General features: G+C 30.8%; 24 protein-coding genes, 5 tRNA genes and 3 other annotated features. Of the genes, 13 read left to right on the forward strand and 16 right to left on the reverse strand.

What is annotated here, in order from left to right:
* The first annotated feature begins 38 nt into the window (after nt 1-38).
* On the forward strand, nt 39-815 hold the full coding sequence (locus tag BS101_RS17665) for a hypothetical protein (protein WP_073540026.1): 777 nt from the start codon (nt 39-41) through the stop codon (nt 813-815).
* Between the two features lie 139 nt (nt 816-954).
* Nucleotides 955-1473 carry a DUF4489 domain-containing protein gene (locus BS101_RS17670; RefSeq protein ID WP_073540027.1) on the forward strand — a complete coding sequence of 173 codons (519 nt, stop codon included), beginning with the start codon at nt 955-957 and terminating at the stop codon, nt 1471-1473.
* A 51-nt stretch (nt 1474-1524) separates the two neighbouring features.
* Here the strand turns inward: BS101_RS17670 and zapA are convergent, their stop codons facing one another.
* The 8 genes from zapA to ytxC all read right to left on the reverse strand — a co-directional run bounded on the left by zapA (nt 1525) and on the right by ytxC (nt 11135).
* Complete coding sequence (gene zapA / locus BS101_RS17675) at nt 1525-2127, reverse strand: cell division protein ZapA (RefSeq protein WP_073540028.1); 603 nt, start codon at nt 2125-2127, stop codon at nt 1525-1527.
* A gap of 195 nt (nt 2128-2322) precedes the next feature.
* A complete protein-coding gene (gene pheT, locus BS101_RS17680; RefSeq protein ID WP_073540029.1) occupies nt 2323-4701 on the reverse strand; it encodes a phenylalanine--tRNA ligase subunit beta in 2379 nt (792 codons plus the stop codon).
* A gap of 63 nt (nt 4702-4764) precedes the next feature.
* Nucleotides 4765-5784, reverse strand: coding sequence for a phenylalanine--tRNA ligase subunit alpha (gene pheS / locus BS101_RS17685; protein ID WP_073540030.1), 1020 nt, complete (start codon nt 5782-5784; stop codon nt 4765-4767).
* 58 nt (nt 5785-5842) lie between these two features.
* Nucleotides 5843-6096, reverse strand: a binding site (T-box leader).
* Nucleotides 6097-6145: 49 nt separating this feature from the next.
* A complete protein-coding gene (locus BS101_RS17690; RefSeq protein ID WP_073540031.1) occupies nt 6146-6946 on the reverse strand; it encodes a TrmH family RNA methyltransferase in 801 nt (266 codons plus the stop codon).
* Nucleotides 6947-7082: 136 nt separating this feature from the next.
* Complete coding sequence (gene rplT / locus BS101_RS17695) at nt 7083-7442, reverse strand: 50S ribosomal protein L20 (RefSeq protein ID WP_073540032.1); 360 nt, start codon at nt 7440-7442, stop codon at nt 7083-7085.
* A gap of 29 nt (nt 7443-7471) precedes the next feature.
* Entirely contained in the window at nt 7472-7669 is a 198-nt protein-coding gene (gene rpmI, locus BS101_RS17700) for a 50S ribosomal protein L35 (protein WP_012103540.1), read from the reverse strand.
* A 53-nt stretch (nt 7670-7722) separates the two neighbouring features.
* Nucleotides 7723-7858 (reverse strand) — a sequence feature (ribosomal protein L20 leader region).
* Nucleotides 7859-7924: 66 nt separating this feature from the next.
* A complete protein-coding gene (gene thrS, locus BS101_RS17705; RefSeq protein ID WP_073540033.1) occupies nt 7925-9838 on the reverse strand; it encodes a threonine--tRNA ligase in 1914 nt (637 codons plus the stop codon).
* A 92-nt stretch (nt 9839-9930) separates the two neighbouring features.
* Nucleotides 9931-10168: a binding site (T-box leader), on the reverse strand.
* A gap of 67 nt (nt 10169-10235) precedes the next feature.
* Nucleotides 10236-11135: a putative sporulation protein YtxC gene (gene ytxC, locus BS101_RS17710; protein WP_073540034.1), complete on the reverse strand. Its 900-nt coding sequence runs from the start codon at nt 11133-11135 to the stop codon at nt 10236-10238.
* A 258-nt stretch (nt 11136-11393) separates the two neighbouring features.
* Between ytxC and BS101_RS17715 the strand changes: the two genes are divergently transcribed.
* The 5 genes from BS101_RS17715 to BS101_RS17735 all read left to right on the forward strand — a co-directional run bounded on the left by BS101_RS17715 (nt 11394) and on the right by BS101_RS17735 (nt 11790).
* Nucleotides 11394-11469, forward strand: a tRNA-Val gene (locus tag BS101_RS17715).
* A 4-nt stretch (nt 11470-11473) separates the two neighbouring features.
* Nucleotides 11474-11550 (forward strand) — tRNA-Asp (locus BS101_RS17720).
* A 3-nt stretch (nt 11551-11553) separates the two neighbouring features.
* Nucleotides 11554-11629, forward strand: a tRNA-Phe gene (locus BS101_RS17725).
* A 5-nt stretch (nt 11630-11634) separates the two neighbouring features.
* Nucleotides 11635-11709, forward strand: a tRNA-Gly gene (locus BS101_RS17730).
* Nucleotides 11710-11716: 7 nt separating this feature from the next.
* A tRNA-Cys gene (locus BS101_RS17735) sits at nt 11717-11790 on the forward strand.
* 69 nt (nt 11791-11859) lie between these two features.
* Here the strand turns inward: BS101_RS17735 and BS101_RS17740 are convergent.
* Nucleotides 11860-14100, reverse strand: a complete 2241-nt coding sequence (locus tag BS101_RS17740) for an MASE3 domain-containing protein (RefSeq protein ID WP_073540035.1) — start codon at nt 14098-14100, stop codon at nt 11860-11862.
* Nucleotides 14101-14578: 478 nt separating this feature from the next.
* Between BS101_RS17740 and BS101_RS17745 the strand changes: the two genes are divergently transcribed.
* Nucleotides 14579-15739: a pyridoxal phosphate-dependent aminotransferase gene (locus BS101_RS17745; RefSeq protein ID WP_073540036.1), complete on the forward strand. Its 1161-nt coding sequence runs from the start codon at nt 14579-14581 to the stop codon at nt 15737-15739.
* A 171-nt stretch (nt 15740-15910) separates the two neighbouring features.
* On the opposite strand, the gene dapB is transcribed toward BS101_RS17745, so the two are convergent.
* The 3 genes from dapB to BS101_RS17760 form a co-directional block, all read right to left on the reverse strand.
* Entirely contained in the window at nt 15911-16663 is a 753-nt protein-coding gene (gene dapB, locus BS101_RS17750) for a 4-hydroxy-tetrahydrodipicolinate reductase (protein ID WP_073540037.1), read from the reverse strand.
* A 145-nt stretch (nt 16664-16808) separates the two neighbouring features.
* Nucleotides 16809-17690: a 4-hydroxy-tetrahydrodipicolinate synthase gene (gene dapA / locus BS101_RS17755; protein WP_073540038.1), complete on the reverse strand. Its 882-nt coding sequence runs from the start codon at nt 17688-17690 to the stop codon at nt 16809-16811.
* 56 nt (nt 17691-17746) lie between these two features.
* Nucleotides 17747-18733 (reverse strand): aspartate-semialdehyde dehydrogenase, encoded by a 987-nt coding sequence (locus tag BS101_RS17760; RefSeq protein WP_073540039.1) that lies wholly within the window; start codon nt 18731-18733, stop codon nt 17747-17749.
* A gap of 303 nt (nt 18734-19036) precedes the next feature.
* Here BS101_RS17760 and BS101_RS17765 point away from each other — a divergent pair, with 303 nt between their 5' ends.
* From BS101_RS17765 to dapD, 4 genes are all read left to right on the forward strand, one after another.
* Complete coding sequence (locus tag BS101_RS17765; protein WP_073540040.1) at nt 19037-19306, forward strand: alpha/beta-type small acid-soluble spore protein; 270 nt, start codon at nt 19037-19039, stop codon at nt 19304-19306.
* Nucleotides 19307-19442: 136 nt separating this feature from the next.
* Entirely contained in the window at nt 19443-20186 is a 744-nt protein-coding gene (locus BS101_RS17770) for a class I SAM-dependent DNA methyltransferase (protein WP_073540041.1), read from the forward strand.
* A 92-nt stretch (nt 20187-20278) separates the two neighbouring features.
* Entirely contained in the window at nt 20279-21166 is an 888-nt protein-coding gene (gene hslO / locus BS101_RS17775; RefSeq protein ID WP_073541395.1) for an Hsp33 family molecular chaperone HslO, read from the forward strand.
* 117 nt (nt 21167-21283) lie between these two features.
* Complete coding sequence (gene dapD / locus BS101_RS17780; protein WP_073540042.1) at nt 21284-22000, forward strand: 2,3,4,5-tetrahydropyridine-2,6-dicarboxylate N-acetyltransferase; 717 nt, start codon at nt 21284-21286, stop codon at nt 21998-22000.
* 53 nt (nt 22001-22053) lie between these two features.
* Here the strand turns inward: dapD and BS101_RS17785 are convergent, their stop codons facing one another.
* From BS101_RS17785 to pdaB, 3 genes are all read right to left on the reverse strand, one after another.
* Entirely contained in the window at nt 22054-22797 is a 744-nt protein-coding gene (locus tag BS101_RS17785; RefSeq protein WP_073540043.1) for a single-stranded DNA-binding protein, read from the reverse strand.
* A 97-nt stretch (nt 22798-22894) separates the two neighbouring features.
* Nucleotides 22895-23383 carry a hypothetical protein gene (locus tag BS101_RS17790; protein WP_073540044.1) on the reverse strand — a complete coding sequence of 163 codons (489 nt, stop codon included), beginning with the start codon at nt 23381-23383 and terminating at the stop codon, nt 22895-22897.
* A 206-nt stretch (nt 23384-23589) separates the two neighbouring features.
* Nucleotides 23590-24342, reverse strand: coding sequence for a polysaccharide deacetylase family sporulation protein PdaB (gene pdaB, locus BS101_RS17795; protein ID WP_073540045.1), 753 nt, complete (start codon nt 24340-24342; stop codon nt 23590-23592).
* A gap of 170 nt (nt 24343-24512) precedes the next feature.
* On the opposite strand from pdaB, the gene BS101_RS17800 reads away from it, so the two are divergent.
* Nucleotides 24513-25037, forward strand: coding sequence for a DUF4364 family protein (locus tag BS101_RS17800; protein ID WP_073540046.1), 525 nt, complete (start codon nt 24513-24515; stop codon nt 25035-25037).
* Between the two features lie 5 nt (nt 25038-25042).
* Here BS101_RS17800 and BS101_RS17805 read toward each other — a convergent pair whose 3' ends face one another.
* Nucleotides 25043-25930: a YncE family protein gene (locus BS101_RS17805; protein WP_073540047.1), complete on the reverse strand. Its 888-nt coding sequence runs from the start codon at nt 25928-25930 to the stop codon at nt 25043-25045.
* Nucleotides 25931-25972: the final 42 nt, after the last annotated feature.

Here is a 25972-nt window from a genome sequence, read left to right on the forward strand (position 1 = left end):
TTTTTTTGAAAATAAATATTTAAAAAGGAGGAGAATTTATGTCCATTAACTTTAATAAATTTGTACCGCGTCCTGGTCTTGTAAACAAACAAGGACGTTTACCTGATCCTTCTGAGTTAGTTTGTATTGAGGTACCTAAAGTATTTGATCAATGCCTAATTAAAAGGTGTCTTGTATATAATGAAGGACCTGATACAAATAAAACAGATTGTGAATTGAGAAGTAATGCTCTTGCTGATCCTAAGAGATATCTTGGAAGTAGAGATTTTAATATAAAGTTAATTTCTGTAGATAGGATTCCAATTAAAAGGAATGAAGGTTTCAAAAAAGTTATTATTTCTTATGTTATTTCTTTCTACGCAGATTACATTGATTGTAATAATGTAAATAAAACCGAATTTTATGAAATCAATAGAACAGATGTAATTGGAAAGTTTTACTGTCCGGATTCAATAGCTGAGACTTCCGGTAACTTTACACCTGCTGCTTACCCTAAAGATACGGATTCAAATATTATCAAACTGGAAATGGTTGCAGATGCTTTGGACGGTGAATTAGTAGAAGATTCTTCAGGAAATTTTGTTTTGGATATTACCTTAGGGTACTACATTATTGTAAAGTGTGAACTTATTGTACAATTGCTCATTCCAGCTTACAGCTACTGTCCAATTCCAGATGAGCCATGTGAAGAATCCGAAGAAAATCCATGCGAAATATTCGAAAGAACTCCCGTTCCTAAATTTTATCCTGATCAAAACTTAGAACCATTATTCCCTTACTATGATAGTGATGAGGATTCCACTGAAATACTTTAAGTTTTTTTATATGTGATCACCTTTTTTTCTGGAAATCATATATTATAGTAGAGACTAATGACAAAATTATCAATATATACTCGTAAGCCATTTTTGCTCTAATATATTTAACTTTAATATAAAAAGGAGGATTTCTTTTATGAACTCTATGTCAAGATATTATGATTGTGACCCTTGCAGCAAACATGAGTTTGAGCCTTGCAAGAAAAAGATAGAAAAATTCTGTCCGACTATTATAAAATGCAGCAGCCCTGGTTCAGTTACAATACCTGCTGCTACTGTTGCAGGAACTACTTTTCCTCTTACTTCACTAACATTAGATACTAGTAGATTAGAGGATCCATGCATTAAGCTTGAATTTGCAAGTAATCTTGTTGCAGCTGTTGCCTTTACCGGTACTCTAAATTTCCAAATATTTAGGCAATGCGGCAACCAACTTACTCCTGTTCCTATTGGACCTGCATACACTTTTAACTTGGTAGCATTACTTTCCAGCCAGACATTCTCATTCTTTGTATGTGACTGCAATTCTTGTTTTAGTAATGACTGCTGTACCTATACTGTGATTGCAACTGTTACTAGTGCAGTTACTGTTGGTACCCTTTCTATCAATAACGCAACACTTGGAGCAATAGCTACATGCGGTCCATGCTGCTAATATTTGTGCATATTAAATTATATAACTCAAGGTAACGAGCCTTGAGTTTTTTTATTTTACTCCATCATTATTTAAAAGAGGGTTTTTTTGTTTTTTTTCCTTTACCAGACTTATTTCATTTTCTATTAATTTATGTTGAAGATCTATTACCTTATATTTTTCAGATTGTACTTGAAATTTCAATTCTTTATTTTGTGACATAAGTTTTCTATTTTCATTGATATATTTTTGAGCTGATTCTTTCGCAACTTTCAATTCTTCCTGCAATTTGTTGTTCTGGCGTTCTTTCTCGTTTATGTTCTTGCTGTCGCTACTATTTTCAAGTTTAATTTTAAACTCCATGTTAATTTCCTCTAAAGAACTAAGCTCTTCTTTTAAAAAATCAATCTGTTCCCTGTTGGATTTCTCAATTTCCCTCATTTTATCCAATTCCTTTAACAACTCATGATTGATCTTTTGCGTTTTTAACATATCATCTGCTACGTTAATTGCAGATAAAACAGCAGCTGAGGAAGTGCTTAACTTACCATTATTTTTCAATACATCCTTTATTTTTTTGTCTACATAACTGGCAACCTTATGTAAATATTCCTCTTGCTCGTCTCCTTTTAAATTATATTCAATTCCATTTATAAAAACTGTCACTACATTCATTTAAACACCCTCTCAGATCATGATGTTTTCTAAACCCATAGGGATATTTTATCATAAATCTATTACATATTAAATATATTATTTAAAAATTCCATATATTTCTATATAGATTATACCATAATATACAATAAAAAGCATGTTTTAAGGCTTAGAAAAAGAAAAATATTAATTTCAATCTAAGCCATAAGAATAACTTTATCTAAGCTGTGCTCCCAGTTTGTATTCTAAAGCCTTCAATATTTTATCGTGGACTTTGTTAACTTCAGCATCGGTAAGTGTTTTATTTGAAAGTCTATAAGATATGGAGTAGGCTATACTCTTTTTACCCGCCTCTATTTGTTTTCCTTTATAGATATCAAAGAATTTTACTTTTTCTACCATATTTCCGCCTTGTTTTTTTATAATATCCTCTATATCCTGTACCAATATATAGTCATCTACCAACACTGCCAAATCCCTAGTAACCGATGGGAATTTAGGAAGGGGAGTATATTTATTGTAAGAATTGGCATGTTTATATAATATATCTAAATTAAGTTCTGCTGCACAGCACCTTTCTTCAACCTCATAATTCTCACATACTTTAGGATGTATTTCTCCCAATATTCCCACCAAGTCTTTTTTTATGTAGAGCAGTGCAGTTCTTCCCGGGTGAAAGCTTGGATTTTCACTCTCTCTTTGAAAAGAAAATCTCTCTATTTTTAAAATTTCCAGTATATTTTCTACAGCGCCTTTTAAATTAAAATAATCTGAACTGCCATACATGCCTATGGTTATGATATTCTTTTCCTTAGGAAGTTTATGTGTATCTTCATGAGGGATATATACTTTTCCTATTTCAAATAATCTTACCATTTCATTTTTTCTAGAGTAATTTCTGCTTAGACATTCCAACATTGAAGATAATGTGGTAGTCCTCATTATACTATAATCTTCTCCCAGAGGATTTTTTATAATTACTGCATTTCTAAGAGAACTATCTTCTGGTAAAAGTATTTTATCAAATACTTTTCTACTAATGAAAGAATAGTTTATGGATTGACTGAATCCACTTGAAATCATTGTTTCTATCACTTTATCGTCTAATTTTTGTTTCTCATTTTTCCCCCCCTTTGTACTTACACTTTTTATTATGGTAGAAGGTATATTGTCATAGCCATATATTCTTGCTATTTCCTCTGCCACATCTTCTTTTATATTTATATCTCCACGAAAAGTTGGAACCTCTATTTTTAAAGTATCCTTATCTATTTCTGTCCTCAATGCCAGCCTATTTAAATATTCCGCCATATTTCCCTTCGGTATATTGGTTCCAAGGAATCTGTTTATCCAATTACAATCAACCTCTAAATTATGAGGATAAACTTTTTCATTATATACATCTATAGTACCTTGCATTACCCTTCCGCAATCAAGCATCTCTATTAAATAGCAGGCTCTATCCATAGCCATTTCAGCTAAATTAGGATCCAAATCTTTTTCAAACCTGGAGGAAGCTTCTGTTCTAAGAGCTAATTTTTGAGAAGAAATTCTTATGTTGGTTCCGTTAAAATTAGCACACTCAAAAACAACTGAAGAAGTATCCTCTCTGATTTCAGAATTAAGTCCTCCCATTATTCCTGCAATTCCTATAGTTCTATTCCCATCTTTTATAGTAAGTATGTCTTTATCCAATATTCTCTCTTCACTATCAAGTGTAATAAATTTTTCTCCTTCTGCTGCCCTTTCAACCACTATACTTCCTGAAGTTATTTCCCTTATATCATAGGCATGCATAGGTATGCCCATTTCCAACATCACAAAGTTTGTTATATCTACTATGTTATTTATAGGTCTTACTCCTGCCTCTAGTAGTCTTTCTTCCATCCATGAAGGAGAAGGTTTTATTTTTACATCTTCTATTCCTCTTGCTATATATCTTCTACAAAGTCCGTCTTTTATTTCAACTTTTAATTTGTCCTGTATATTTCCATCATAAGAAGAGCTATATTTAAATTCAGGCAATCTATAGGTTTCATTTAAAGTTGCCGCAGTTTCCCTGGCTATTCCCAAAATACTTAAGCAATCGGGCCTATTAGAGGTTATTTCCAGATCCAATATGGAACTTGTCATATTTAATACCTCTTTTATGTCTTTTCCAATAGGAGTATCCTCCGGTAAAATCATAAGTCCCTCAATCTGTTTATCTCCTGCTATTCCAAGTTCCTCCTCAGAACAGAACATACCGTTTGATACAAGTCCTCTAAGCTTTCCCTTTTTTATTTTTACTCCTCCATAAATGATGGAATCATGTAATGCTACGGGAATTACATCTTTTTCTTTCATATTCTTAGCTGCCGTTATAATTTGCAGTGGTTCTCCCTTTCCCACATCCACCTGACATACAAACAAATTATCTGCCCCGGGGTGATTTTCTATTTTTATTAATTTACCTGTAACTACATTTTGTATATCTTCTCCTGTTGTAACTACCTCTTCTACCTTTGAACCGCTCAAAGTAAGTCTGTCCCCCAACTCCTTACCTGTAATATTTATATCTACATAATCTTTTAACCATGTTACTGGAACCTTCATAATAAAAATCTCCTCTCTAAAATATAATTATGTTGATTAAACTCCGTACTATTAATCTACATGTTAAAATTGATTTAGAAATCTCATGTCACTTTCATACATATTTCTTATATCATCTATTCCATACTTTAACATAACCATTCTATCTACTCCCATACCAAAGGCAAATCCACTATATATTTCAGGATCTATGTTACAATTTCTTAAAACCTGAGGATGAACCATGCCACAACCTAAAAGCTCTATCCACCCTTCTCCCTTACATACCCTACAACCTTCTCCATTACATACAAAACAGGTAGCGTCCATTTCTGCAGAGGGTTCTGTAAAAGGAAAATGATGTGGTCTGAACTTTATTTTCATTTTATCTCCAAACATTTTTCTGGCAAATAGTTCAAGGGTACCTTTTAAATCTGCAAAAGTTATACCTTTGTCAACTACAAGTCCCTCCATCTGATAAAATATAGGGGAATGAGTTGCATCTACTGAATCCGAACGGTAAACCTTCCCTGGAGATATCATTTTTATTGGTGGTTTTTGTTTTTCCATAGTTCTTATCTGTGTGGGAGAAGTTTGAGTCCTTAAAACTAAATTATCATTTATGTAGAAAGTATCCTGTTCTCCTCTGGCTGGATGATTCTTGGGTATATTAAGAGCCTCAAAATTATAATAGTCCAGCTCTACTTCAGGCCCTTCTTCTATGGTAAACCCCATAGAAACAAATATTTCCTTCATATCCTCAAGAACTTGTTCTAAAGGATGACGTCTTCCTATATTCTGCTTTATCCCTGGCATAGTGATATCAATAGTTTCACCTTTAACTCTTGATTCCCTTTCACTAGATTTTATTCTCTGAGAAGCTTCCTCTATTGCATTTTCAAGAGCAGTTCTAATATCATTAGCAAGTTTTCCTATAATTGGTCTTTCTTCTTTGGAAAGTTCTTTCATACCTCTTAATATATGAGTGAGTTCACCTTTTTTACCTAAATATTTAATTCTTATACTTTCTATATCTAAATCTTTTCTCTTATCTTGTAATTCTTTAAATGCATTTTCCTTTATCTGTTCTAATTTTTTTTTCATCTTAAATGCTCCTTTCTAAAAATAACACCAAATTTAAAAATAAAAAAAGCCCCTCCCCTTAAGGGACGAACTAATCCGCGTTACCACCCAAATTGACATTAAAAATAATATCCTCTTTGTATATTTATCGGTATTTCCCGCTTAACTGCTACTTGATATCTTTAGTTTATTATCGATTGAAAGATACTTTAATTTCACAGCAAGTACTCCAGAGCGAACTTCAATATACTTCCATTTTAAAAAAGCTCTCAGCCATAACTTTTTCTCTCTAAAAAACTTTCGTATATCTACTTTCTCTTTCACAGTATTCCAAAACATAATATTAAATTTTTACTTATACCTTTAGATTTTACATACACATTTAAATATTGTCAACACATAAATTCAACTTTTGTCTAACTACTTCAAACATCATTATGGAAGCTGCCACGGCTGCATTTAAGGATTCAGCCCCCCCTGGCATTGGAATATTCACTTCTATATCTGAAATTTTCTTCACATCTTCTGAAAGCCCGCTTCCTTCATTTCCTATTGCAATTATAATTTTCCCCTTTAAGTCCATATTATAAAAATTAATATCTGAATCAAGAGAACTGGATATTAACTTAAAACCCATTTGCTTTAAAGAGCTTACCTTTTCAAGATTTTCATCCTGAATTATAGGTATGTAAAATATAGATCCCATGGTGGCCCTCAGTGTTTTTTCATTATATATATCTACTGTTCCTTTAGTAGTTATAATACCCAGCGCTCCTGATGCGTGGGCACTTCTTATTATAGTCCCCATATTTCCTGGATCTTGTATTCTATCTGCCAAAACATAAAATCCCTGCTCATCTTTAATATTTAACTCTTTGTTTTTTACCACGGCAATTATTCCTTGGGGATTTTCTGTACAGCTTATGCTTCTCAGTATCTCATCTGCAACAAAATATATAGGACATTTCACTTTATTATTTCTTTCCAGAAAAAATCTTTCTTCCCTATTTGTAAAATACTCACTTAAAAATATTTGAGATACATAAAATTCAGAATTAATAGCTTCCTTTACAAACCTGAAACCTTCTATTATGAATTCTTTCCTTCGAATTCTATATTTTTTTTCTTTTAATTTTTTGGCTTCCTTTACATGCAAATTATCCTTACTTCTAATTATATCCATATAACCCTCTCCATATTATTAAATGACCCTTAAATTCAGCTGAATTTGCTATAGAGACATATTCTCCACATAAGACTTGTGGGATAAAAATAAGTGCAGCAAAATCTTGCTCCACTTATTTGATGTATTCCTAAATTTACGCATTTAACTGCGCTTTGGCTACTTGAACTAATTCTGTAAATGTTTTAGGATCATTTATAGCTATTTCTGAAAGCATTTTTCTATTTATATTAATACCCGCAGTTTTTATTCCGTTCATAAATTTAGAATAAGACAACCCATTTATTCTAGCTGCAGCATTTATTCTTACTATCCAAAGTTTTCTAAAATCCCTTTTCTTTAGCTTTCTGCCCACATAGGCATTTCTTAAAGCCCTTATAACACTTTCGTTAGCAGTTTTAAATAATTTACTCTTGCCGCCATAATAGCCCTTTGCAAGTTTTAATATTTTTCTATGATGTTTACGGGCATTTACCGCCCTTTTTACTCTTGCCATAATAAAAACCTCCTTTTAGAATTATTCAGTTACACATAAGGTAATAGTTTTTTCATTACTTTTTCCTGAGTCTCTGAAACATATGCTGTTTTTCTAAGATTTCTTTTAGTCTTTCTACTCTTCTTTGTCAATATATGACTTTTAAAAGCTTGTGCTCTCTTTAATTTACCTGTTCCTGTAAGTTTAAATCTTTTAGCCACACTTTTTTTAGTCTTCATTTTTGGCATAATAAATTCCTCCTCTCAATGATGCTTTTCCTACTTATAAATAAACTTATTGTTACACATAAAAAAAGCGGCCTAAAGCCGCCCTTAAATACATCCCATAGCAAAGAATCTTTATAATAAAAAATTATTATAAACACAACCTTACTAGCTTTGCTGTAAGGTGAGAAACGGCTGTTTCTTCTTAACGTCTTACATTATACTATTTTTATTGACTGCAGTCAATATATAATTATTGGCATTTTCTAAAAAATTCAATTATACATGGCTTATTTTTTTATCTATTTCTTCTTTAAGCTTTAATATAAAATTTTCCAAGGACATAGCTCCTATATCCCCTTCTTTTCTACTTCTTACAGATATATTTTTATCTTTCATTTCCTTATCCCCTAAAATAATCATGTAAGGAACCTTTTGCATCTGTGCTTCTCTTATTTTATATCCTATTTTTTCATTTCTAATATCACATTCTACTCGTATATTATTTTCTTTCAACGTGTTAGCTACTTCTTCCACATAATCTGCCTGAGCATCGGTAATATTCATAACCTGAACCTGCACAGGAGCAATCCATGCAGGGAATGCTCCTGCATAATGTTCTATGAGAATACCTATAAATCTCTCTATAGATCCAAATACTACCCTGTGTATCATAACAGGCCTGTGTTTTTCCCCATCTGCCCCTATATAATTTAGATCAAATTTTTCAGGCATCTGAAAATCCAGCTGCACAGTTCCACACTGCCATGTTCTTCCTATGCAATCCTTTAAGTGAAAATCTATTTTAGGACCATAAAAGGCTCCATCTCCCTCATTAATCTTATAGTCAAGTCCTACAATTCTCAGTGCATTTTTCAATCCCTCTGTTGCAGCTTCCCAATCTTCATCACTGCCCATGGAATCCTCAGGCCTTGTGGAAAGTTCAACAAAATACTCAAAACCAAATATTTTATAAAAATTATCTATGAGATCTATTACCTTTATTATTTCATCCGCAATATCATCCTTAGTAACAAATATATGAGCATCATCCTGAGTAAAACATCGTACTCTCATAAGACCATGTAGTGCACCGGATTTTTCATGTCTGTGAACTACACCCATTTCAGCATATCTTTTAGGAAGATCCCTATAAGATCTTATATCATTTTTGTACACAAGTATTGACCCTGGACAATTCATAGGTTTTATAGCATAATTTCCATCATCTATTTTGGTAAAATACATATTTTCTTTATAATGATCCCAATGTCCTGATCTATGCCATAATTCCTCATTTAATATGATAGGAGTCATTATTTCACTATAATCTGCCTTGTAATGCATTTCTCTCCAAAAATTTTGCAGGGTATTTCTAATTACCATTCCCTTTGGATGAAAAAACGGAAATCCTGGTCCTTCTTCATGTATACTGAATAAATCCAATTCTTTGCCTAACTTTCTGTGATCCCTTTTCTTCGCCTCTTCCATTAATCTAAGATAATCCTGAAGATCACTTTTCTTTTCAAATACAGTACCATATATTCTTTGAAGCATTTTATTATTTTCATTTCCCCTCCAGTAAGCCCCCGCTATAGAAAGGAGCTTTACAGCTTTAGCTCTTCCTGTAGAAGGTACATGAGGACCTGCACAGAGATCTACAAAATCACCCTGTTTATAGAAAGATATTATTGAATCCTCTGGTAAATCTTTTATTAATTCCACTTTATAGGGTTCATTTTTCTCTTCCATAAACTTTATAGCTTCTTCTCTTGGAAGTTCAAATCTTTCCAATTTTATATTTTCCTTAATTATTTCATTCATTTTACCTTCGATTTTTTCAAGCAATTCAGGAGTAAAGGAAAATTCAGCATCCACATCGTAATAAAATCCTGAATCTATAGCCGGTCCTATAGCGAGCTTAACTTCTGGATATAATCTTTTTATGGCCTGGGCAAGTATATGAGAAGCTGTATGTCTCAATATCTTCTTTCCTTCCTCATCTTCAAAGGTTAAAACTTCAAGTTTACAATCTTCATTAACTTCATAATTGAGTTCTACAACTTTGCCATTTACTGCAGCTCCCAATGCCTTTTTGGATAAAGAAATACTTAGTTTTGCTGCAATATCAATTACTTTTAATCCTCTTTCCACTTCTATTTCTTTACCATTTTTTAAACTTATTTTTATCACACCTATTCCTCCTTCAAACAGCCCTTCATATTTTAACTTTCAAATAAATTATTATATCAATAAAATTGAGCAAATAAAAAACCCTTCCCTAAAAATGGGACGAGTTTTGCCGTGGTTCCACCCAAATTAATAGCATCACACTTTATATAAAGTATATCTTAAATGCTACCATCTCTGTGTCCTTAACGCAGGATAACGGAAATACCTACTAAATTTCAGTATACAACTCCAAGGCGGTTTTTAATAAATTTTACTTAAAGGATATTTCAGCCTACAATCCTTCTCTCTTAAAGCAAACGTTCTATCTACTTTCCTCTTCATAGTCTTTATTTCTATTTTCAATCATTATATTATTCTAAAATTATTATGTCAATATAAAAATAGAAGTTTTTATACTCTATACCCTGTTTAAATTATTTTTTATAAGCCTGCAAGTTTTGCAATCATCACAAAATTTAACCCTATGTGTAAAAACATTTTTTATAGTATCTATTAATTCTTTGTTCTTACAATTATGGGCACAATGTATTACTATATTTTCAGGTGAATTCGTTATGAGTGCACTTATTAAAATATCATCTAAATCAGTATTGTCATTATATTTTAATTCCGTTAAGTCTTTAAAAAAACTATCCGTTATATCTTCTTCCCGCTCATTATTTATAATGTATTTTCCATCATTTGAGACAATTATATTCAAATAGTTCATTTTGCTTTCCTGAATTTCTACAAAATATTTTAAAAGTTTTATAAACTCATTATATTCTTTTTCCGCCATGTATTTTTCTACTACCCGATCAATAATTGTCTCTAAATCCTCTAGAAGTTCTTTCATTCTAAAGGTTATAAATCCCTCTATATTTATTTCCCTATTTTCATTTATACATCTGCATATTTTATCTATTATATCATTTTTTTTATTTATATAATAAATAGAATCTTCATCTTTGATTTCCATTTCTCCCCTTAATACTTTTAAACTCTCTTTTTTAATTCCTTCTAATTCTTCATATCTCAAGAAAAAATATGCGTCAGATAAAAAAGCTGCCATATCCTTTTTACAAAATTCATCTATTATTATGTTATATATAATATTAGCAGCATGTATATCAAATATATTGTTAAGTTTATTATTAATTTCTCTGTCACAAAATATTTTAAGGAAGTGAGTATTACACTCGATACTTTCATATATTCCAATAAGTATATCTTTGTGTTTAAAATATTCTTTTATCTCTCTTATTCCCTGCATTATATGATCTCTTTCTTTGTTATATACTATGGTTAACAACAGCATTTATTCACACTCCCTTCCAAAGTAGTATATGTCTAAACAAAATCTCTATTCAATTTTCTGCTGTCAAATATCGACAGTAATAATTTTTAAGATTAAACCATATTATATTAAGAGATTACCTGACTTTCATAGATGAAATTCATCCAATTTTTTAATATAACTTCTGATTTTAGTAATATATTAAAAAATTATAATAAAGTATTGACAATATGTAGATGTGAATATATAATATTATTTGTCACGTAACAAAAGTTTCACGGGCGCATAGCTCAGCTGGGAGAGCATCTGCCTTACAAGCAGAGGGTCACAGGTTCGAGCCCTGTTGTGCCCACCATTATGGCCCAGTGGCTCAGCTGGTTAGAGTGCCGGCCTGTCACGCCGGAGGTCGAGGGTTCAAGTCCCTTCTGGGTCGCCATTTGGCCAGATAGCTCAGTCGGTAGAGCAGAGGACTGAAAATCCTCGTGTCCCTGGTTCGATTCCTGGTCTGGCCACCAGTTTTGCGGGAGTGGCTCAGTGGTAGAGCGTCACCTTGCCAAGGTGAACGTCGCGGGTTCAAATCCCGTCTTCCGCTCCAGTAATATGGCGCTATAGCCAAGTGGTAAGGCAGAGGTCTGCAAAACCTTTATCCCCAGTTCAAATCTGGGTGGCGCCTCCAAATCAATATGAGCTGTGGTTTATCAGTAGATAAACCACAGCTTTTGTTTTATCGGAACGCTTAAATTAGCTAAATTAGTTTTTCATCCACATCTTCATCAGATATACACGGTAAAATTATATTGAAAGTTGTCCCAACATTTAATTCACTTTTCACCTCGATCTTTCCTTTATGTTCACCGATTATCTGAAAACAAGAACTCAGACCTAAACCAGTTCCATTTTCTTTGGTAGTGAAAAACGGAGTTCCAAGCTTAGAAATAATTTCTTTAGGTATACCTGCTCCATTGTCAGTTATTTCCACATATATTTCATTAGTGAACTCATCAATATCAGTTTGAATCTTTAAAACTGGCTGTTCTACATTCTCCATTGCTTCAATTGCATTTTTACATATATTTAAAATCACCTGCCTAATTCTCACTTGGTCACACATTAAATACCGTTCATCATGATTAAAGTTAAATTCAATATTTATTCCTTTTATCAATGATGAGGTCTGAAGCAAATTCTTCACTGAACTCAGTAAATCATATACTGACACTTCCTCAACAGCAATATTGGCTGGTTTTGCTAAAGTTAAAAAATCGCTCATGATTCTATTAATCTCATCAGTATCCATTTTAATTCTTTTAGCACATTCCTTTATTTTTACATCATCTGAGTAAAGCTCAATTAACTGACAAGAACCATTTATTGTAGTTAAAAAATTTCTCGTATCATGAACTATACTGGCCCCCATTTGCCCTAACAATGCCAGCTTTTCTTGATTTATTAATCTTTCTTGATTATTCTGCAGTTCAGTAACATCCTGCATTACAGATATTATTCCAATCTTCTTATTTTCAACATTATATATAGGCGATACTTGTCCAGTTATCTTCCTTTTAATACCTTTTATTGAAACCAGTGAGGCCTCATAGTATTCATCATACAAGTTCCCCCCAAAAAATTTATTTGCTATTTCTTCATTATCAAAATTTATCATTTTATTTATCTTAACAAGAGAACTCCCTATAATATCATCCTTACCTAAGTCTATTAAATTTTGAAATGATACATTGCAAGCAGTTATAATACCCTGATTATTCAATATCATTGCTGGATATAGCATAGAATTTAGAATAGTTTCCGTTTGCAAATTTAAATTTTCAATAGCTTGCTCACAGGCAGCTTCTTTTGATATAAACATAACACCATTTTCTATTTTATGAATATTAACAAGGAGCTTAACTGAATTGCCCTCTAGTGTTTTATATGTTCTAACAACATTATCCACACTTATACCTTTTTCTATTAAACTACTTGGAAGCTCATTCTCATCTTCTCTATCAATTTTTTTAATTTTCTTTAAAAGTTCAGTCATTGTTAACCCAACTATGTTAGATGATTTACACTGAAGTAACTCTTCAAATCTCTTGTTTGCAAAAGTTATCCTTAGCTCCTTATCATAAGTATGGATTGCCAGTGGAATGGCATTTAGTATATCTCTTAATCGTTTATTCACTTCATCCAACTTTAAATAGGGATAATCCATCTCCGTTTTTACTATGCCTTTAAATAGACATATATAATATGTTACCTTTAAAACATGTCCATAAGCCATCACAAAGTCTGTGAACGTTTTATACGTGGTAAAGCAAATTTCAGCAGGTATAAATATCAGAATTGTAATAGCAATGTATTTGTATGTAAACGTATCCTTATTACTTATTTTCCCTTTTAAATTCCATGCTGCAGCAATTAATATAAATATTATACAGTATTCAAATAATATTTTAATATTAGTTATCCCATTTGAAGTATATAATATTGGAAAAAGATTTTTATGAAAAACCATGAGATATGATATACCAATGGAATAAATAAGTGAACCAGATACTCCTATCCATTTGTTTATTTTTATTTTAGATAAATTAGTGGTAATAATTAAAAGTAAAATTGCTTCAGTGATTCTGCTAACAATCCAAAATCTCACTGATAAATCAAAGTAATTCTTTGGCGAAAATCCTAAAGTGGTAAAATAAAAAGTATGCAAAACATCAAAAATTGCTATTGCTAGGAAACCCAATGCTATAATTTGGTTTTTAACAGAATTGCTATAGTATCTACACCATACTACCAGAAATAAATTAGCCGCTATGATTATACAAACTAGCTCCATAGATGAATGAAAAATCCCATTATATTCTTGCCACATTGGAAACACAAGATGTGTAACCACATTAGAAAAAAGCAAAATAATAATTGATTGGATTAAAACGACAGAAAACGGTTTCTCTTTTAGTTTTTCTAACATTATTCTAATCATCGTTATTTATCTCCCATCCCATAATATTGTCTTACATAATTATACCACCACATGAACATTGTGGGAATATGCATATAATTTAGGATAACAACTTGGAATATGTTACTTGTTTACTCCTATTTTTAACTATGTTATAATTTTAACATGGTACTATACTACAAGATGGCTAAAAATAAATATTATCAACCTTTTTAGCAAGATATACAACTTATAGAACCTTTATCTCCAGTTCAAATCTGGATGAGATCTCCTTTAATAAGCAAGATTCTAAAATGATTTTTAGGATCTTGCTTATTATTTTGCTGCCATATAAATTAAGAATTATTTCACTTTTCAAAACAAATATTTGAGAATAAATAATTCGTAAAATACGCCATAAATTATAAATTACCAGTTTATTTTATAGGACTTAAAATATATAATATAAACTAGTAATAAGTAGCAAATTAATTTAATTATATAGATTGGACGTGAGAAATTGAATACCCTTTTAAAGAATTCCATATCAGAAAATGTTAAAAATATAGAAATATCCGGCATCAGAAAATTTTATAATAAGGTTGCCCTTTATCCAGGTGCTATATCTTTAACTCTGGGTCAACCTGATTTTAATGTACCTGAAAAAATTAAGATTGCCATGATAAAAGCTATCGAACAAAATAAAACTACCTATACACAAAATGCAGGAATATTGGAGCTTAGAAGAGAAATATCCAGTTATCTTGAAAATTTAGACATATTTTATAATCCAGAAGAAATCTGCATCACTGTGGGCGGCAGTGAAGCACTTATGGACACTTTTACTGCTCTTATAAATCCCGGGGACAAAGTATTGATACCCACACCTGCCTACCCTGCTTATGAAAGCTGTGTAAGCATTTTAAGAGGTACTGTAATAAATTATAACTTAAAAGAAGATTTTTCTATAGATTTCGATGAACTAAAAAAAATATTGGAAAATGAAAAACCTAAAATAATAGTTTTATCTTATCCTTCTAATCCTACTGGTGCTGTACTGTCTGAAAAAGATAATAAAAAACTTTTTAATTTATTATGTAAACATGATGCCATTGTTGTAAGTGATGAAATGTATGCTTGCCTGTGTTTTAAAGAAAATTATTATTCCATTGCTCAATATGAAAAGATACGAAATAAAGTTATACTAATAGGCGGATTTTCTAAAATGTTTTCCATGACGGGACTTAGAGTAGGATATATATGTGCTCACCCATCAATTATGGATGAGATAATGAAAGTACATCAATATAATGTATCCTGTGCCCCTTCTGTGGCCCAATGGGGTGCCTATGAGGGACTTGTAAACTGTATGGAGGATGTAATCTATATGAAAAATGAATTCATAAAAAGAAGGGATTATATTTATACCAAATTAAAATCCCTAGGTTTTGATACAAATTTACCTGAAGGAGCTTTCTACATATTCCCCTCTATAAAGACCTTTTCTATAAGTAGTGAAGACTTTTGCGAAAAACTTTTAAAAGAGGCTGGTGTTGCTATTGTTCCTGGCTCTGCTTTCGGCTCAGGCGGAGAGGGGCACGTTAGAATATCCTATGCATACAGCATGGATAAACTTAAGCTGTGTATGGAAAAGTTAGAAAGCTGGATGGATTCTTTTTAGTAATTAAGAGTTAAGAGTTACGGAAAATTTTTCTCCACTTTGCTGCGAAAAATCTTAAATTTAAAGCTTATTAGAACAGAGTTCTAATAACAATATTTTAGATTTTCTGCAGCTTCAGCGGAAGAAAATCATCCACAACTCTTAACTCTTAACCATTAACTTTAAATCTTATTATTTACCACCAATTACATCATCCATTGAATAGAAACCCTTTTCTCTATTAAACATAAACTCACATGCTTTTAGGGCCCCTACTGCAAACACTTCCCTGGAAATAGCAGTATGCTTAATTTCTATGGTTTCTCCCTGTCCTGCAAATATAACATCATGTTCTCCTACTATGCTTCCTCCTCTTATAGCATGTATACCTATCTCATTGTGGGTTCTCTTCTTAATACCTTCTCTTCCATTTACAAAATCTAATTTTTCCTCAATAGAATCTTTTATGGTATTTCCAAGAAGCAGTGCAGTTCCACTTGGAGAATCCACTTTTTGATTATGGTGTTTTTCTATTATCTCTATATCAAAGTTTTTATATAAAACTGCACTCATGTTTTTTAATATTTTATTTACCATATTTATGCCTATGGACATATTAGCTGACCTAAACATAGGAATGTATTTGGAAGCTTCATTAATTTTTTCAACCTGTTCTTCACTATATCCTGTAGTACACAGTATAACTCCTATATTCTTTTCTTTAGCATATTTTAAAATGGAATCTAAAGCTTCAGCCCTTGAAAAGTCCAATATCACATCTCCTTCTATATTACACTTAGTTATATCTGAAAATACAGGAAATTTAGATTCCACGCAGTTTTTATCCACTCCAGCTGCTATCGCCAAACTGGAATAACCTTCAGCTAAATTAGTTACTACTTTTCCCATTTTGCCATTGCATCCACTTAATATAATTCTAATCATTTATAAACTCCCCTTAAAAATTATTTGATACACCTTAAATTTAATAATTTTCATAACTTCAACGTGAAAGAAATCAATCTTTCACGTTAAAATTTAAAAAATAATCTTCCGTTTTTATAATAATCTAAATAAATAAAATTTTATTTTATTTCAAAAGACCATAATTTTTAAGTTCTGTTTTTAAAACTTCTAAATTTGCCTGTGACATATCACAAAGTGGAAGTCTCAGTTTTCCTACATTCATTCCTAAAATATTCATGGCAGTTTTCACAGGTATAGGATTTGTTTCTATAAACATGGCTTTATTCAATGCAAAAGAATCCAATTGTATTTTCAATGCTTCCTCTGTCTTGCCTTCTAAAAATAATTTGCACATATTATGCATATCCTTTGGAATAATATTTGCAAGAACTGATATAACACCTATTCCTCCTACTGAAAGTATAGGAATTACTTGATCGTCATTTCCAGAATATATATCAATCCTATCCCTACATAAAGCTTTCATCTGTGTAATCTGACTTATATCTCCACTGGCTTCTTTAATAGCAGCAATATTTTCTATCTCACATAATTCTTTAAGGGTCTTAGGCTGTACATTCATGCCTGTTCTTCCCGGAACATTGTATACCACTATGGGAACCTTTACTCCAGAAGCCACTGATTTAAAATGTTCTATTAATCCTTTTTGAGTGGTTTTATTATAGTATGGAGTAATTACCAAAAGTCCATCTACTCCCACACTTTCTGCCCATTTACTCATATCTACAGATGATTGAGTACAATTATTACCTGTTCCTGCAATAACCGGTATTCGGTTTTTCACTACGTCTACAGTGAGTTTTATAGCATCTTTCCTCTCTTGTTCTGTCATTGTGGAAGCTTCTCCAGTAGTCCCACAAATTATTATAGCATCTGTCCCTGATTCAATATGCCACTCCAATAATTCTTCAAGTTTTTTTAAGTCCACACCTTTATCATTAAATGGAGTAACTATGGCAACTCCTGAACCCTTGAATAAACTCATAAAAACACCTCATTTTTTTTATTTTAAAATATTTATAAAAATATTTATTTCTTATATCATTTAATTAAACATTCTGCTATTTGAACCGCATTAGTAGCAGCACCTTTTCTTATATTATCTGCTACAACCCATAGATTTAATCCAGAATCCAAGCTAAAGTCTCTTCTTATTCTTCCTACGTATACTTCATTATTACCCGCTGCATCTATAGGCATTGGATACTTACCATTTTGCACATCATCTTTTAATACAATCCCGTTGCATTCCTTATATAAATTAAATATGTCTTCCAATTCAAAATCTTTTTTAAGTTCTATATTTATACTCTCACTGTGTCCATACACTACTGGAACCCTAACTGTAGTAGCAGTGATCTTTAGAGTATCATCATGTAATATTTTTTTAGTCTCATCTATCATTTTCATTTCTTCTTTTGTATAACCATTTTCTAAAAAAGTATCTATGTGCGGAATTACATTACCTGCTATAGGAAAAGGAAATTTTTTAGGTGGATTCCCTTTGTATCCTTCCATTAAATCATTATATCCTCCTACTCCAGCACCAGATACAGCCTGATATGTAGAGTATATAATTCTTTTTATACCATATTTATCATAAAGGGGTTTAATTGGCACTAAAGCTTGTATTGTAGAACAATTAGGATTTGCGATTATTCCCTTATTCCATTTTATATCTTCTGGATTTACTTCTGGAACCACTAAAGGTATATCCTTATCCATTCTCCATGCACTACTATTATCTACAACTACTGCTCCATACTTTGAGAACACGGGAGCAAATTCAAGACTTGTACTTCCACCTGCGGAAAAAAGAGCAATATCTATTTTTTTATTTTTAATATTATCTTCTTTTAATTCCTCTACTACATAATCTTTACCGCTAAACTTCAATACTTTCCCGTCAGATTTAGCTGATGCATATAAATATAAATTTTTTACAGGAAAATCTCGCTCTTCCAGCACTTCAAGAAACTTCCTTCCCACCATTCCAGTACATCCAACTACCGCTAAATTGCAACTCATGTTAATTCCTCCTAAAAACTTTATATGATGTTATTACCATTAAAATAAATTTAAAATATTTATATCTATATAACATTTTACACTAAACTCTTGAAATATGTTAATAAAAATAAATATTATTTAGAATAAAAAATAACACATATTCAATATAATTTCTATAATATATGTCATATAATATTCATATGTGTTTATCTATTGAAAGAAAATAATCTAAAATCTTTCATAGCCCTCTTCACCTGTTATGTATAAATCTCACTTTTGAGGTAAAAATAATTTATAGTAAAAGTGGGGGAGGATATAAAAATGGCAAAGACACCGCTTAAAAAAATTATAAAAGCTAAACTAAAATCACATAAAGAACTTAGTGAAATAGAAAAATTAAGGGAACAATTAAAATATGAAATAGCAGAAGAATTAGGATTAAAAGAAAAAATCGATACCTATGGATGGAGTGGTTTAACTTCGGAAGAAACAGGAAGAATCGGCGGTATAATGACAAAGAAGAAAAAAGAACTTAATATCCCAAAGAATGAAATTCTACTGAATAATAAAGATAAATTTAAAGATTTATAGTAAAAAATATTACCTTGTATTAAAATATATACTATAATGATATTCATATGTGAAAATTAATTCATTAAAATTTTTATATAAAACACCTTAAAGAAAGGAGTAAAACCTCATCTTACAGGTTTTCCACAAGACATAGATGAAATGTTACGAAAAATTTGCCCATATATATGATGAGCTAATAAATACTGATATAGATTATAATGTATGGTATAAGAAAATTATAAATTTATGTAAAGAATTAAATATACCCCAAAGAAGTTACCTTGATTTAGCCTGTGGAACAGGTAATTTAACAGAAAAATTGGCCCCACATTTTCAAACTGCCTGGGGGGTAGATTTATCCTATGAAATGCTTACAGAAGCAGATAAAAAACTAAGAAGCAAAGGATTAAAAGTAAATTTGATACACCAAGACATAAGTGAACTTAACCTAAATAAAAAATTTACTCTTATAACCTGCTGTCTTGATTCTACAAATTATATACTGGATGAATTAAATCTTAAAAATTACTTTAAAAATGTATTCAATCATCTAGATTCCAATGGAATGTTCATATTTGATGTAAATTCCCATTACAAAATTACCAATATATTAGGAAATAACACCTATACTTATGATAGTGAAGAAATAACTTATATATGGGAAAATTTTTTGGAAAATGAAATTGTGGACATGTATCTTACTTTTTTTATAAAGGATAAAGAACTATATAGACGATTTGACGAACACCATAGAGAAAGGGCCTATACCTGTGATTATATCGAAAAAACTCTCACAGATTGTAATTTACATATTATAACTAAACTAGATAATTATCAGGATAAACCCCTTACCCCTACTTCTTTAAGAATAGTCTATGTAGTAAAAAAAAATATATAGCTGTACTTTTAATCATAAGGAGGTGAAAAGTGGCAATTCCTCCCTCGCTTATAAGAAGAGGGCATTCTTGCCACGAATTGATGAAATATAAAATACAAGATACGCTAGTACGAGCTACAGCTAAGGATGATAATATTAGGATAATAGCAGCTTCCACTACAAACTTAGTAAATGAGGCTGTTAGGATTCACAACTGTGCTCCTACTGCAGCAGCTGCTTTTGGAAGAATGCTTACCGCAGGTAGTATAATGGGAGCAATGCTAAAATCTTCCCGAGATAGTTTAACTGTAAAAATATCAGGAAATGGCACAGCTGGAGGCATACTTGTAACTTCCTATGCTGATGCCCATGTAAAAGGATATATTGGAAATCCTTCTGCAGATTTACCTCCAAATGATAAGGGTAAACTGGATGTAGGAGGAATTATAGGTATAAATGGCAATCTCACTGTAATACGAGACATGGGACTGAAAGAACCTTATTCCAGTCAAGTTCCCATACAAACTGGAGAAATAGGAGATGACCTGGCCTACTACTTTACAGTTTCAGAACAAACTCCTTCTGCAGTAGCTCTTGGAGTCTTAGTGGATACAGATTTAACTATCAAGGGTTCTGGAGGTCTTATAATTCAAATGATGCCAGGTGCTAATAATTTATTATCAGATTTGGTGACTTATAGATTACAGGAACTGCCTTCCATATCCCATATGATAGGAGACGGACTAACTATAATTGAGATATTAAACACTGTATTTAAAGACATGGATTTAAGGATATTAGATACACTGAATCCCACCTATAAATGTGATTGTTCCAGAGAAAGGGTGGAAAAAGCACTTATGAGTATAGGTATACAGGATTTAGAAGAAATTTATAAAGATAAAAAATCTGAAGAATTAAAGTGCAACTTTTGTAATAAATCCTATAAATTTACCCATGAGGAGATAGGAAGCCTTCTTAAAAGTTTGAAAAGAATCTAATCCATTACATTTTTATAGATTAAAAAATATTTATATGTTATAATTTGCTTAAAAAACTGAAAATGAACTAATTCCTATGAAAATTTGATAGATTAAAAATGAAAGGATGATTAATTTATGGAAACAAAATATGATCTTACAGACCCTTACCAGATAGCTAAATACATAAAAGACGCCAAAAAATCCACTCCTCTTAAAGTTTACCTTCAAGGCAATATATCAAGCTGCAGCCTTAAAAATATAGAATGTTATGGCAGTAATAATTTTTATGTTCTTTTTGGAGAAAGTACAGATATATGTAAATTTCTAGATGAAAATAAAAATAAGATTGAACAATTTAGAATAGAACAGGATAGAAGAAATTCTGCTATTCCTCTCATAGATTTAATAAACATAGATGCCAGGATAGAACCTGGTGCTATAATACGAGATAAAGTAAAAATAGGTAAAAATGCAGTTATTATGATGGGAGCAGTAATAAACATAGGTGCTGAAATAGGGGAAGGTACCATGATAGATATGAATGCCGTTGTAGGTGCCAGGGGAAAATTGGGCAAAAATGTTCATCTAGGTGCCGGTGCCGTAGTGGCAGGAGTTCTTGAACCACCTAGTAAGTCACCTTGCGAAATAGGTGATGATGTACTTATAGGCGCTAATTCCGTTATTCTAGAGGGAGTTAAGGTTGGAAAAGGCTCTGTAATTGCAGCAGGCTCGATAGTAATAGAAGATGTACCAGAAGGAGTTGTAGCCGGAGGTACTCCTGCAAGAATACTAAAATCTGTGGATGATATGACAAAGGATAAGACTAAAATTCTAGCGGACTTGAGAAAATAGATATTTAAACAGGGATGAAGCTTTCATCCCTTAAACTATCCTTCAAGTAAATTTTAACATATGCGTTTATCTTCTATATTTTCACTCAAACATTCTTCTCCTTTCCCGTTTTTTTCATAATTTTCTTCATCTTCATAAGAAAAATTTGTTCTCTCTTCCATAGTTTCATCATCTTTGTCCTTGTTTACTTTTTCCATCTTGGATATGGAAACTTCATAGGCTATTTTTTTTATAGTTTCTGTATCTGATATCTTTTTTTGATACTCCCTACTTTGCAATCTTCCCCATATTCTTATATTATCACTGACTTTTAAAGATTTACAAAACCTAGAATTTCTACCCCATGCAATAGTAGGTATGTAATCAGATTTATTATAGGCTCTATTTACAGCTAATAACATATCTGAAATTTCCCTACCAAAGGGAGTTGTCCTATAAACCGGCTCTTTGCATATGAATCCATCAAGAAAAATTTGATTTGGGTTTTTACTTCTTTCAACGCATAACTCTATATTTCTGGCGAATACAGTTAATATTAATCTATTTCCCCCATCTACAAATTTATTGTAGGATCTCAATTGTCCCTCCACTATAATTTCTGTGCCTATCTCTATATCCATTCCTCCTATGAGCCTTTCTGAAATAGTAATAAATAATATATCCTTACTTTCACTTAGCCTTGGAACTTCAATATTAAAAGTATAGAAACCTTCTCCATACATTTCATGACTAAATTGCAGCTCCGAAATCACCTTTCCTTCAAGATAAATCTTATTATTTAACATTAAATTGTCCATCATAAACCCCTCTTTCCCTTAGTTTTAAATATATCATTACCATATAAGTATTCATTAAAAAACAAAAATATACTTTAAATACTTAAAATATTTAAATTTAAACATTAAGTATTCTATTTTTAAATAAAGCTTTATTACAGGAGCTTTCCATAAGACCCATAGTTATAGCTATCATAGAGGCATAAAGTTCCTCTATGTCCTTCAAAGCAATATTTACCGGAATTTCCTGCGCCTCCACAACTTTTCCTCTGCACATAATATCTCTTTGAAGACAATACACAAAACCACTATTGTAATTTAAACTGGATATAGTAACTGTATTTTTACTTCCCAATCCGTAAGTTATAATATATCCACATATATCTACATTACTTTTTTGTCCATTTATCAAATCCATATTTACAAAACAATATTCGCTATTTAAAATCTTAAATTCTTGATCTATGGAATTTAAAATTACATACTCTACTTTTTTGGTATCGCCATCATTTATAAAAATATTATAGCTTACACTGATCTTATCAAATAGGTTCATTAAATGAGTTGTGAATTTGCAGCTGCTCCCTATAATTTTTACAGATTTCATATTTATTGCCTCCTGTCAAAATATATACTCGTTTAAAATTATTTTAAGCAGGATATACTTTTTTATACTCAAGTATGGAAAAATACATACCTTAGAAAACATTAGAAACCTGTTTTACTTAATGTTTTATATTCATTGATTTTCCTCATTGCCATTATAATACATATTTATTCTATTTTTCAATAACAGTTATACCATAAATTGAACTAATCACTTATTTGTTTTCCTTCATTATCCAATCTATAATTACTTTTATAAATTAAATCCCCCACTTTAACAAACTTATATCCCTCTGCACTCAATTTTTTTATTATCTTAGGTAAATTTTCAGGGGTATACTTAGCTGTATTATGAAATAACATTATAGAGCCTGGTTTTATGTTCTTCATTACTCTATTATATTCAATATCTGCCCCCTGTTCCTTCCAATCTATGCTGTCTACATCCCATTGAATACAATAATATCCTGATTTTTCTACAGTATTTATAACTATGTCATTATATGCCCCCTCAGGACACCTGAATAATTTTGTTCCAGAAGCTGTAATATTTCTTATTTTGGCTTCATTTATATTTATATCTTCTATGATTTTTTCCTCTGATATTTTGGTCATATTGGGATGCCTATCAGAATGATTACCTATTTCATGTCCTCTTTCATATATCTGCTTTAATTTATCAGGATTTCTATCTATCCAGTCACCTACTACAAAAAATGTAGCTTTAATGTTATATTTATCTAGCACATTCAATATCTCTCCAATGTACTCATCTCCCAAACTCACATCAAAAGTTATGGCAACCTTTTTTTCTTTTGTATCAACACAGTAAATGGGAATCTTTCTATTTGTATTTATAAAGGTTCCCTTATATCTATAATTTGTAAATACAGATATTAAAGTAGCTACAAGCAGCAATAAAGTTATCATAAATATTTTTTTTATTAATCTTACCTTCAATTTTTTCCTCCCATATATATTTATTTTCATAACTTTATATAGTATTCTACATTAATAAATATTACAGGAATATAAAAATTTATTGTGCAACATATTAATTATGTTGAAATACTTTATGTTATAATATATATAATTATAGTATTTCGAATTTATATGGAGAGGATTTTATAATGTTTGAAGATACTTTGGAACTTGCAGAAAATAAATTATTATTACTTTATATATTTAAAAAAATCAAATTTCCTATTTCAGATAATGCCATAACTGAAATTATACTAGAGAATGATTTTATAAATTATTTCACTATGAAACAATATTTAAATGAACTTTTGTCTTCTAATTTCATCACTCAGATAGATAAAACTAATAATCATAATCTAATAATTACCGAGAAGGGGTTAAAAGTATTATGCTTATTTAAAAACAGAATTTCAAAAGATAAACTAGATATCATAGATCACTATTTAGAAAAACAAAGCCAAAACATAAAAGAACACCTTTCAATAAATACTCATGTTTTAAAAGATAAAAATAATTTTATTGTAGATTTAAAAATATCAGAGAATGATTCTATATTAATGGAAATAAAATTAAATGTGGATTCTGATAAAAAAGCAAAAAAATTGTGCAAAAAATGGGAAAAAAATTTTTCAGAACTTTATCAGAAAATTGTGGAATCTCTCATGGAAGATTAAAAACTTCAACTTATAATCATACCTGTAGGTTCCCCTCCTATAGGTATATATTTTTTACTTTCATTTTTTATATTTAATTTTATAAGTAAATTATTATAGTTATCCCCTATATATAAATTATCTTTATACTTTATTACATTTCTCGGCATACCCCCTACAATTATTCTCTTTTTTTCTTTATAGTTATTTATATCTAGAATACTTATGGTTCCATCACCAAAATTAGCTACGAAACCATATCTGCTATTACAATATATATCCATAGGAGAATTTCCTACAATAATTCTATTTATGATTTTATAGTTTTTTAAAGACAATATAGCTATACTTCCCTTAAATTCCGATCCTATATTACTTTCACATATTAATACATGCTTTCCATCTACTGTAAATACAGCTTTAGTAGGATAGCAGCCTACTCTTACATTTTTTACATATTCCCTATTTTCACAATCTATTAAAGTTATACTGTCATCTTTCATATTGGCTATTAATAATAATTTTCTTTCCTTATTTAAACATATACTATAGGGAAGATTTCCACAGGGTATGCGTTCAACTACTTTCTTCAATTTTAAATCAAATATTAATACACTATTTAAATCTCCACATATTATATAAACATTATTACCATAAACCACTGCATCATTGCAGCATTCTCCTATATAATAACTTTCTTCTTCAACTTCATTTTTCTTATCTATTATAGTTATAGCATTATTATATCTATTGGCAGTTATAATCTTGTCATTACCCACACATATGCCTTGAGGTCCAACTCTATAAATTATATCATCAGATTTTAAATATATTTTCTTCTCTTCATGAAAATCATCCAAGTTAACCTTTGATACAAGATCAGAAGAAGTGCTACATACATAAAGATAGTCCAATACCATCACCCCCTACAAATATAATATGAGTATGTATCAAAA

This window comes from Clostridium kluyveri, from assembly GCF_001902295.1.
GTDB lineage: Bacteria > Bacillota > Clostridia > Clostridiales > Clostridiaceae > Clostridium_B > Clostridium_B kluyveri_B.